This window comes from Pelatocladus sp. (assembly GCF_059505505.1).
The window spans coordinates 1-3,544 of the sequence record NZ_JCACKS010000166.1; the positions used below are offsets into that span (position 1 = coordinate 1).

Here is a 3,544-nt window from a genome sequence, read left to right on the forward strand (position 1 = left end):
TGGTTCGCAAATAATTTACGCGAACCATCCTTCTTGTCCAAAGTCCAATTATAAGACTTGTGTATACACCGTAGCCTTTTTAAGGGGGGTTAGGGGGGATCAAAACGCTACTAGGCAACTTGATAAAACTTGTGTTTACACCGCAGCCTTTTCAAAGAGGATTAGAGGGGAGCAAACCCTGTATCTGCTCACACACACTATCAAATTGATTTAAAACTTGACTATTTGTAAACCTAATAATCTTTAAACCATATCCTTCTAAAATTCTTGTTCTCTCTAGGTCATATTCTTGATCTTCATCTGTAAAATGACTATCCCCATCAATTTCAATGACTACTTGTAAAGTAGGACAATAGAAATCTACTATAAAATGATTAATTGGTCGTTGCCTTAAAACCCGAAATTGGAAGTCTCTGAGATACTCACACCATAGTTTTTTTCTGCTGGGGTCATGTTTTTGCGAAGTTCTTTTGCTCTTTCTACAAGCTTTGGATTGTAAGGTAAATGGAAATCGCTACTGTTAAGGTTGTTTGTCATAGTTTCTACGTTTATGCCATTAAACCCCTTGAAAACGTATGAAATAACATTAAAGGTAGTTTGAGAAGTATTCGGCTGTGATTTTAGGCACTTGTTGATCCCCTCTAGCCCCCCTTTTCAAGCTACGGTGTTCAAGACGCGATGAATCGCGTCTCTACAATATGGTCTATTTGTTACATTCTTTTTTCAAATTGGTATAATACCTAAACTTTTTGCTGTTGATAACGTTCTTTAAACATTTTTTGCTGTTGTTTGTGATCCACAATTGGAGTCGGATAACCAACAGCCTGACGTTCTAAAGGCGTAATATTACCAGTAAGTAAATATTGAGTATCAAATGAACGCAACTCCCGAACCCATTGGCGAATATATTCACCATCTGGATCGAATTTTTGAGCTTGGCTAGCGGGGTTAAAAATCCGTAAAGGCTTGGGGTCCATACCACTAGAAGCACTCCACTGCCAACCACCATTATTTGCAGATAAATCCCCATCAATCAATTTCTGCATAAAATATTTTTCTCCCAATTGGGGATTAATGAGCAAATCTTTAGTCAAGAAACTGGCGACAATCATCCGACAACGGTTGTGCATCCAACCAATTTCATTTAACTGACGCATAGCTGCATCAACTATCGGATAGCCAGTTCTACCCTCACACCAAGCTTGGAAGTGTTCTTGGTTGGTTTCCCAAGGAAAAGTTTTGAAGACTTCACGGTATGCACCTTCTGCTAACTCAGGAAAATTATACATGGCGTGTTGATAAAATTCCCGCCATGCTAATTCTTGTTGCCAAGTGCGGATATTGGTTTGGGTTTCTTCGCTGCGGCTATTTTCAAGAGCATTTTGTGTAGCTTCCCAAACAGTGCGAATACTGATCGCCCCAAATTTCAAAGCTGCACTCAACCGAGATGTACCTTCAATTGCTGGGAAATTTCGCTGTTCTTGATATTCATTAATCGCGCGATCGCAAAATTCTTCTAAGCGTTCTTGTGCTGCTTCTTCCCCTGGGGCAATAATTAATTCATTCTCCCAGACAAATCCTAAATCTTTGGCTGAGGGTAATTCAACAACTCCAGCACTCTTAGCAATTTCTTTTTCTGATTCTGTTAAACCTTCGGCATTTTCCAGGGTTTCTACTGGTTTTGCTTTTGGTTTGCTAACCCAATTCTTCCAGAAGGGAGTGTAAACAGTATAAGGTTGATTGGAACCAGTGCGGATATCATCTGGTGCGTGCAAAATCTGATCCCAGTTTTGATCTAGAAACTCGATCCCTTTTTCTTTGAGTGCAGATATCACAATGCGATCGCGTTCTTGAGAGTAGGGTTCCACATCCCAATTCCAGAATACAGCTTTAGCACCTAATGTTGCCGCCAGTGCTGGAATTGCTTGTGTCGGGTTAGTGTGGAGTATCAATAACTGGCTACCAGCTTCAGCATATCGCTTTTGTAGCGCTCGCAAACAACCAATCATGTAAGTCACCCGCGCAGGCGCAACATCATCCCGTTGTAAAATATTCGGATCGAGGCAAAATACACCTACAACTTTTGCACTGCGTTGTCTTGCGGTGGCAAGTCCGGTATTATCACAAATGCGTAAATCGCGACGATGCCAAAACAGAATTAAGTCAGACATTCACTCATCTAAATAGTTCGCCTGTACTAGATTAGACTTAATAGTGCAAATTAGCATCAGTCTGTCGGAAAATTCTAGTGGGTCGTAAATATTTTGTATCCAACCTTTATTTTGTGTTTGGCTTTATCAGTAAAAAAAATTTTATCTGGACACAGTATTTTCAATGACATCACAATATGATATTAGGACAAAAGCGATCGCACCGTGGGGAATATGAGCGATTCTCCAAAGGAGACGCTACGCGATCGCACTTTTGTATTCATCAATTAAGCAGACATCAAACGCTGTCTTGGTTGAGGAATTGAACGCCTAATTCATAATCTTTCAATCCGAATCCGAATCAATGACAGAGCGATCGCTCAAGCTGCTGTTTCCGTCAGTTAACTTGTTTGCAATTGCAGTTTGCATCGGTTGAGTTGCAAGAGTCACTACAACTGGTGGAACTTGTGAACTGAGAACGACTCAAATCAATCAAGCAGTCTGCTGAAGTAGACTTTAGCTATCAGACTGCGATTTCAATCGCAGGCTTTAAATTTTCCTCAACATTCGTGACGTACCCGACGCTGATGCAAGCATACAGCGCGGGCTTCTCAATGACTCCTCTTTGAGGACATTAATTGAGCTTTAAGGGCGTGCGTCCCACGCGCCTTGATATTTATAGCCGCGTTCAAATCCCTGCACAGACTTACTTGACAAATAGGGCAATTGTGCATTCTTTGAGATAGCAACTTTTTAACTTTATGACCACAACTAGAACATTTTTGGCTTGTACCGTTTGGGCTTACAGCTATTACTTTCAAACCAGCATTTTCGGCTTTGTTTGAAAGTATTGATACAAACTGTCCCCATCCAGCATCATTAATACTTTTTGCCAATCTTGTTTTAGCAAGTCCTTTGATATTCAATTTTTCAACAGCTATAACATCGTACTTGTCAAGCAGCAATTTAGCTGTTTTAAAGTGAAAATCTTTGCGAGTATCAGCAACTTTTTTGTGCTGTTTACCCAGTTTTTGGATAGCTTTTTTACGACGGATAGAACCTTTTTTACGTCTAGATACCTTGCGCTGTGCCGATTTTAATTTACGTTCAACTTTACGTAAATGCTTTGGTGCGGTAATTCTAGTATTGTCAGAAGCAACATAAAAATCGATTAAGCCGACATCAATCCCAACAATGTTATCAGGATTAAAGTCAGATTTAATTGTGGGTATTGTTTTGTCATCAAGGCTTAAAGTGACATAGTAACCGTCTGCTTTTTTGGTAACAGATACGGTTTTAATATCAAATCCGTCGAGTACTGGTCGATGAACAATTACCTTAATAGACCTCTTGCAAAATTATTTTATGGTATAGTTAAGGGTTTTGTATCATGT

3 protein-coding genes and 1 pseudogene are annotated in these 3,544 nt (G+C 39.8%); 1 reads left to right on the forward strand and 3 read right to left on the reverse strand.

Features of this window, described 5'->3' with window-relative positions:
- Nucleotides 1-151 precede the first annotated feature (151 nt).
- Nucleotides 152-537: pseudogene (locus tag AC5JMK_RS13460) on the reverse strand (endonuclease domain-containing protein).
- Nucleotides 538-740: 203 nt separating this feature from the next.
- A complete protein-coding gene (locus AC5JMK_RS13465) occupies nucleotides 741-2,171 on the reverse strand; it encodes a deoxyribodipyrimidine photo-lyase, 8-HDF type (RefSeq protein WP_096674100.1) in 1,431 nt (476 codons plus the stop codon).
- Between the two features lie 176 nt (nucleotides 2,172-2,347).
- On the opposite strand from AC5JMK_RS13465, the gene AC5JMK_RS13470 reads away from it, so the two are divergent.
- Nucleotides 2,348-2,476, forward strand: coding sequence for a hypothetical protein (locus AC5JMK_RS13470; protein ID WP_495910328.1), 129 nt, complete (start codon nucleotides 2,348-2,350; stop codon nucleotides 2,474-2,476).
- A gap of 285 nt (nucleotides 2,477-2,761) precedes the next feature.
- Here AC5JMK_RS13470 and AC5JMK_RS13475 read toward each other — a convergent pair whose 3' ends face one another.
- On the reverse strand, nucleotides 2,762-3,493 hold the full coding sequence (locus tag AC5JMK_RS13475; protein WP_495910329.1) for an RNA-guided endonuclease InsQ/TnpB family protein: 732 nt from the start codon (nucleotides 3,491-3,493) through the stop codon (nucleotides 2,762-2,764).
- Nucleotides 3,494-3,544 lie beyond the last annotated feature (51 nt).

Excerpts from the sequence above, each read along its gene's own strand:
- AC5JMK_RS13465 (WP_096674100.1), bottom strand. The coding sequence starts at position 2,171 with ATGTCTGACTTAATTCTGTTTTGGCATCGTCGCGATTTACGCATTTGT.
- AC5JMK_RS13470 (WP_495910328.1), top strand. The coding sequence starts at position 2,348 with ATGATATTAGGACAAAAGCGATCGCACCGTGGGGAATATGAGCGATTC.